Source organism: Corallococcus sp. CA053C (genome assembly GCF_003611675.1).
In the GTDB taxonomy this organism is placed as follows: domain Bacteria; phylum Myxococcota; class Myxococcia; order Myxococcales; family Myxococcaceae; genus Corallococcus.
Map to the genome: position 1 here is coordinate 1 of NZ_RAWA01000576.1, position 4,701 is coordinate 4,701.

The 4,701-nt window shown below is 70.6% G+C and carries 6 protein-coding genes; 3 read left to right on the top strand and 3 right to left on the bottom strand.

The window, feature by feature from the left end; all coding sequences use genetic code 11:
• Positions 1-118: 118 nt before the first annotated feature.
• Positions 119-553, top strand: a complete 435-nt coding sequence (locus D7V97_RS40195) for a transcriptional regulator (RefSeq protein WP_120615855.1) — start codon at positions 119-121, stop codon at positions 551-553.
• A gap of 110 nt (positions 554-663) precedes the next feature.
• Here D7V97_RS40195 and D7V97_RS40200 read toward each other — a convergent pair whose 3' ends face one another.
• The 3 genes from D7V97_RS40200 to D7V97_RS40210 all read right to left on the bottom strand — a co-directional run bounded on the left by D7V97_RS40200 (position 664) and on the right by D7V97_RS40210 (position 2,671).
• Entirely contained in the window at positions 664-1,377 is a 714-nt protein-coding gene (locus D7V97_RS40200; RefSeq protein WP_120615860.1) for an HAD family hydrolase, read from the bottom strand.
• Positions 1,378-1,423: 46 nt separating this feature from the next.
• A complete protein-coding gene (locus tag D7V97_RS40205; protein ID WP_120615856.1) occupies positions 1,424-2,245 on the bottom strand; it encodes a hypothetical protein in 822 nt (273 codons plus the stop codon).
• 78 nt (positions 2,246-2,323) lie between these two features.
• Positions 2,324-2,671, bottom strand: coding sequence for a hypothetical protein (locus D7V97_RS40210; RefSeq protein WP_120615857.1), 348 nt, complete (start codon positions 2,669-2,671; stop codon positions 2,324-2,326).
• 212 nt (positions 2,672-2,883) lie between these two features.
• Between D7V97_RS40210 and D7V97_RS40215 the strand changes: the two genes are divergently transcribed.
• Positions 2,884-3,888 carry a site-2 protease family protein gene (locus D7V97_RS40215; protein WP_120615858.1) on the top strand — a complete coding sequence of 335 codons (1,005 nt, stop codon included), beginning with the start codon at positions 2,884-2,886 and terminating at the stop codon, positions 3,886-3,888.
• A complete protein-coding gene (locus D7V97_RS40220; RefSeq protein WP_120615859.1) occupies positions 3,885-4,664 on the top strand; it encodes a hypothetical protein in 780 nt (259 codons plus the stop codon). The genes D7V97_RS40215 and D7V97_RS40220 overlap by 4 nt, the downstream gene beginning before the upstream one ends.
• Positions 4,665-4,701 lie beyond the last annotated feature (37 nt).

A 4,701-nucleotide genomic window follows, 5' to 3' on the forward strand; every position in this document is an offset into this window, starting at 1 on the left:
CTTCCGGGGGTGGACAGGGGTAGGGGGCCCGCGGGTTCCCCGGACGGGCAGGCATGTTCACCTTGAAGGCAGCGCAGGCTCCAGGTCCGCGCCACGACCGTTTCCAGGAGGGTGACGCATGGCACGAGGAAGCAAGGCGAAATACACCGGGAAGCAGAAGCGCATGGCCGAGCACATCGAGGAGGGCTACGAGGACAAGGGCACCCGCGAGAAGACCGCCGAGGCCCGCGCGTGGGCCACCGTGAACAAGCTCACCGGGGGCGGCATGAAGGGCGGCTCCGGCAGCAAGGCGAAGGCGGCCCGGCAGCGTCCCGCGGCCCGCAAGAACGCGCGCAAGGCGGGGAAGATTGGCGGCAAGCGCCGCGCCGCGACCGCGAAGAAGACCTCCACCTCCAGCCGCCGCAAGGCCGCGCCCACGCGGGCGAAGCGCACCACCACGGGCCGCAAGGCCACGCGCACCGGGACCGCCGGCAAGCGCTCCACGGCGCGCAAGAGCACGGCCCGGAAGAGCACCGCCCGCAAGAGCACGGCGAAGCGCGGGTCACGCAAGTAGGTTTCGGGGGCTTGCCGGTGGCCCGGGAACACCGGAGCCGCCGGAAGCACCGGGGGAGCCGCCGGAAGCACCGGGCGCGTCGCCAGGCCCGAAGCCCGGCGGAGGTTCGTTCAGCGCGACTCCTCGTCCTTGGAGGTGTCCCGCGACGCCGCGTCCCACGGCCAGGACTCGGGGTCCTGCTCCAGGCGGCGCAGCAGCTCCGCGGGGTCCTTCACCAGGGTGCGGCAGCCGGCCGTGCGCAGGTCGTCCGCGCGGAAGCCACCGCACAGCACGCCCACCGTGGCCACGCGCAGCTTGCCGGCGGCGAGCGCGTCGTAGGGCGTGTCACCCACCACCACCACCGTGGAGGGGTCCGGCTTGCCCAGCTTCAGCAGCGCCGCCTCGAAGATGTCCGGGTGCGGCTTGCTCTTGTCGACCTCGTCCTTGTTCGTCTTCGCCTCGAACAGGCCGTCGATGCCGCACAGCTCCACGTAGCGCTTGAGCTCGTCGTCCTTCGCGCTGGAGGCCAGGGCCACCTTGCGGTTGCTCTTGCGCAGCTGCTGGAACAGCTCCTTCACGCGCGGGAAGCAGCGCACCTTGGGCAGGAACTCGCGCTTGAACAGCGCGGAGCGGTACTCCTCCAGGTCCTTGCCGAAGCGCTCCAGCTCCTCGTCGTTGAAGAAGACGGGCAGGAGCTGATCCGCGCCCTTGCCAATCTGGCTGCGGACGTGGGCGAAGGGGATGTCCCGACCGAACTCGATGAACGCCCGGCGCCAGGCCTCGGCGTGCTCGTCCACCGAATCAATCAGCGTCCCGTCCACGTCGAAGATGACGTTATCGACCATGCGCAGCACCCTCCGCCGTCCAAGGTGGCGATGCCGGGCGGGCCGGTCAACCGCCCGTGGGAGGCTTCGGTCCACTCTCCTGCGTTGCGCTGTCCACGAGTGTCCGGGTCTGCACGCTGTATCCCTCCGGCGCGGTGGGGGTGAACGCGTCGTTGGGCAGCGGCGTCTTCAGGTCCACGCGCGACAGCACCGTCTCCCCCTGCTTCGTGCTGTCCACCCAGCGGGTGAGCTTCTTCGGCACGCACAGCCCCAACGCCGCGTCGCAGTGCTCCTCCTCCATGCGCACCTCCGCCTGCGTGCCATCCGCCGCGCGCGTGCGCCGGGCGAGGAAGTCCAGCGTGGGCCAGCGCAGCACGTACGTCACCTCCGTGCCTGCGCCCGCCTCGCCCTCCAGCGCCATGGACAGCTCCACGGCCTCCTTCGCCTTCGGGTGGTTCGCCACCTTGCGCGCCTTCGTGCTGCGCAGGAGCAGCGGCGCGCGGAAGCCGTCCGGCACGAAGGGCGTGAAGATTTCGGTGAGGAAGCCCGACAGCTTCTCCGCGGACACCTCGGAGTTGAACGTCGTGAACTGCTTGTTCGTGTCCACCTGTTCGTACAGGTGCTTGCCGTCCCAGGCCACGGTGCGCGCCGCGGGCTGGGACACGCTGCCGCGCATCTTCTGCGGCGCCCGGTACGCGAAGGTGAAGCCCGCGGACAGGCTGTCACCCTCCTTCTGGGTGCCCTCCAGCTGGTAGTTCGTAAGCTTCGCGTCGCGCGCGGCCAGCCGCTCGCGTACCTGCGCCATCAGCTCCGCGCCGTCCCCGCTTCCGGAGGAGGACGAACGGCACGCGAGGACGCACACGAGGGGCAGCAGGAGGAGGGCGCGCATGGGGGCCTTTCGAAAAGAAAAAGGCCCCACTGTCGCCAGGGGGCCTTTGGGTCTGCCTCGGTGAGGAGGCAGGCGGAACTACTTCACCGCCACGCCAGTCGCGGAGGAGCTGGTGATGCCGATGATGGTGCCGAACAGGGCGAAGATGCCGTGACGGGGCGTGGTGCTGGCCGACTTCAGGTCGACCTTGGAGGCGCCCATGGCCTTCGCCTCGGAGATGAGGAGCTTGTTGACCACGGTGTCCAGGTCGCTCTGCACGATGTCGATGATGTGGAAGATCGCGGTCAGGCCCAGCGCGCTCCCCTGGATGACGGCCACGGCCTCGCCGTTGGCGGCGATCTCGGAACCGGAGACGACGGCGGACTCAACGCTGGTGCAGCCCACGAGGGAGGCGGCGGCAACGGCGGACAGGATGAGCTTCTTCATGGTTTTCTCCCCAACAGATGGTGGCTTGAATGGTGGAGGGGCGACTGAAGAGTCGTCCCGCCGTTTGATGGAACCTCAAGCGGCGCGGTTCGTACCAGAAGTCAACTCCAAGTCAAGGACCCGGGGCGGTTAATCCGAGTTGTGTTCTACACTTCATCCGCGCGGCGACCGGGGCAGGTCGCCCCTTTGGCGGACGTGAGGCATCTTCGCGCATGCACCCGGTTTCCGTTCCGCGTCCCGCCCCGCCTTCGCGCGTGTGGCTGCACCTCCTGCTGTTCGTGGTGACGCTGGGGACGACGTTCCTCGCGTACCTGCTGCTCTTCGGCCACTCGTTCCCCTTCAGCGAAGGGGGGCTGTCCCCCGAGGACCGGACGCAGGCGCTGGCCTTCAGCGCGTCGCTGCTCGGCATCCTGGGCTCGCACGAGATGGGGCACTACGTCCTGGCGCGGTACCACCGGGTAGACACGTCGCTGCCGTACTTCATCCCGCTGCCGGTGCCCGGGAGCCTGGGCACGTTGGGCGCGGTCATCCGGCTGCGGGGGCGCATCCCCACGCGCAACGCGCTGGTGGACATTGGCGCGGCGGGGCCGCTGGCGGGCCTGGTGGTGGCGCTGCCGCTGCTCTACTGGGGGCTCCTGCACTCCTCGGTGGTGGACTCGCCCGCGGTGCCGTCGCCGTTCCCGGGTGACTCGTCGCTGTGGGCGCTGGGACAGGACCTGCTGCGGTGGGTGATGGAGAAGCTGACGAACGCGCCGCCCGCGCTGGAGCCCGTGCTCACCCAGCGGCAGACGCTGTTTGGCGACAACCTCATCATGAAGGCGCTCATGTGGCTGGCCCTGGGACCCATCCCCGAGGGCAAGGACGTGGTGGTGCACCCGGTGGTGATGGCCGCGTGGTTCGGTCTGCTGGTGACGCTGCTCAACCTGCTGCCGGTGGGGCAGCTGGACGGCGGACACCTGACGTTCGCGGTGCTGGGGCCCCGGGCCCGCACGCTGGGCAAGGGCGTGGCGTGGGTGCTGTTGTTCCTCACGGTGTTCGTCACCGCGTCGTGGGGCCTGTGGCTCGTGGTGGCGAGCAAGGTCGTGGGCTTCGGCCACCCGGAGGTGGTGGAGCCCATGGAGCCCCTGAGCCCCGCGCGCAAGGTCATCTGCGCGCTGTGCCTGCTGGCGCTCATCGGCTGCGCGATGCCCATCCCCCTGCGGGAGGTGCTGACATGAAGTACCAGTGCGACGCCTGCGAGCGGCTGGTCCCGGTGGAGTCCTTCCTCGTGGAGGACGGCGTGCTCTGCGTGACGTGTCGGGCGTGTGGCGCGCGGACCCTCGCGGGGCCGTCTCCGTCCGCCTCCGCCTCCGCATCCCATGACGCGCCCCGTGACGGCGGTGGCGCGCGAGGAGGCGGCGAGGGCGTCGCGGTGGCGGTCCCTCCTCCGGAGACCTTCGCGGCCGCGCCGCCCGTGCCTTCCCGGGCCAGCGTCACCGCCCTGCGCGTGGTGCGCTCCGACGCACCGTCCGCGACGGCCTCGGCCCTGGACGGGGATCCGTTCCTGGCCCCGCCGGGCCACTGTCCCAAGTGCGTGGCGCCGATGCGGGAGGACGACGGGGCGTGCGCGCAGTGCGGGCTCGTCTACGCGAACTTCCTTCCGGACGAGCACCTGCCCTCCCACGTGCTGGCCACCGAGTGGCGCGCGCTGCTCCAGACGTGGGACGACGACGAGGCGCATGACCGGCTGCTCACGCTGGCGGTGGGGCGGGGGGAGCTGGCCATGGCCGGCCGCCTGTACCGCCTGCGGCTGGCGCGGGCGCCGGACGACGCCCGGGCCCTGCGGGGACGCGACGAGGTGGTGCGGCGGGTGACGTCGGTGGTGCCGCTCGCTTCGGATGGCCCGTCGCCGGAGCTTGCCCGCAAGGTGAAGAACACGGTGATGGGGGCCGTGCTGTTCGTCGCGCTGGTGCTGGTGGTGGTGCTCTTCCAGATGCTCCGAGGCTCCTTCTAGGCGGGGCGGGGAGGCGCTGGCCGGCCCGCTTCCCGGG

Bases quoted from the DNA above. Each gene is read 5' to 3' on its own strand.
- D7V97_RS40215 (WP_120615858.1), top strand. From the start codon at position 2,884: ATGCACCCGGTTTCCGTTCCGCGTCCCGCCCCGCCTTCGCGCGTGTGG.
- D7V97_RS40205 (WP_120615856.1), bottom strand. From the start codon at position 2,245: ATGCGCGCCCTCCTCCTGCTGCCCCTCGTGTGCGTCCTCGCGTGCCGT.
- D7V97_RS40220 (WP_120615859.1), top strand. From the start codon at position 3,885: ATGAAGTACCAGTGCGACGCCTGCGAGCGGCTGGTCCCGGTGGAGTCC.
- D7V97_RS40195 (WP_120615855.1), top strand. From the start codon at position 119: ATGGCACGAGGAAGCAAGGCGAAATACACCGGGAAGCAGAAGCGCATG.
- D7V97_RS40200 (WP_120615860.1), bottom strand. From the start codon at position 1,377: ATGGTCGATAACGTCATCTTCGACGTGGACGGGACGCTGATTGATTCG.
- D7V97_RS40210 (WP_120615857.1), bottom strand. From the start codon at position 2,671: ATGAAGAAGCTCATCCTGTCCGCCGTTGCCGCCGCCTCCCTCGTGGGC.